The sequence below is a fragment of the Rhodobacter sp. NTK016B genome (genome assembly GCF_017303295.1).
Taxonomy (GTDB): Bacteria; Pseudomonadota; Alphaproteobacteria; order Rhodobacterales; family Rhodobacteraceae; genus Pararhodobacter.
This window is the reverse complement of record NZ_JAFKOK010000059.1, coordinates 1-266: the sequence shown is the minus strand read 5'-3', so window position 1 is coordinate 266 and position 266 is coordinate 1. Positions and strand designations below refer to the sequence as shown.

Below are 266 nucleotides of genomic sequence, written 5' to 3'. Positions count from 1 at the left end.
ACTAAATACGATCAAACCGAGCGCATCCAGACGAATAAACAAACCTTTCAGTTTGAGTACCCATTTGGCCACGCCAGTGGTCAGCACTCCTGCAACACAGGTGATGGCCAGAAACTCGGGATTCTTTACCCAGCCTAATGGGTAATGACCCAACAGGATGTCACGTACGGTACCACCGCCAATGGCTGTTGCACTGGCCACCAACATCACACCAAACCAGTCCATTTTACGTCGGCCCGCACTCAGCGCGCCTGTCATAGCTTCCG

Annotated in this window: 1 protein-coding gene; it reads right to left on the bottom strand. The window is 52.6% G+C overall.

The genetic code is table 11. From position 1 onward, the window contains the following. Positions 1-266: trimeric intracellular cation channel family protein (locus JI664_RS23690; RefSeq protein ID WP_207016252.1), on the bottom strand; the 266-nt coding region annotated here is incomplete at both ends.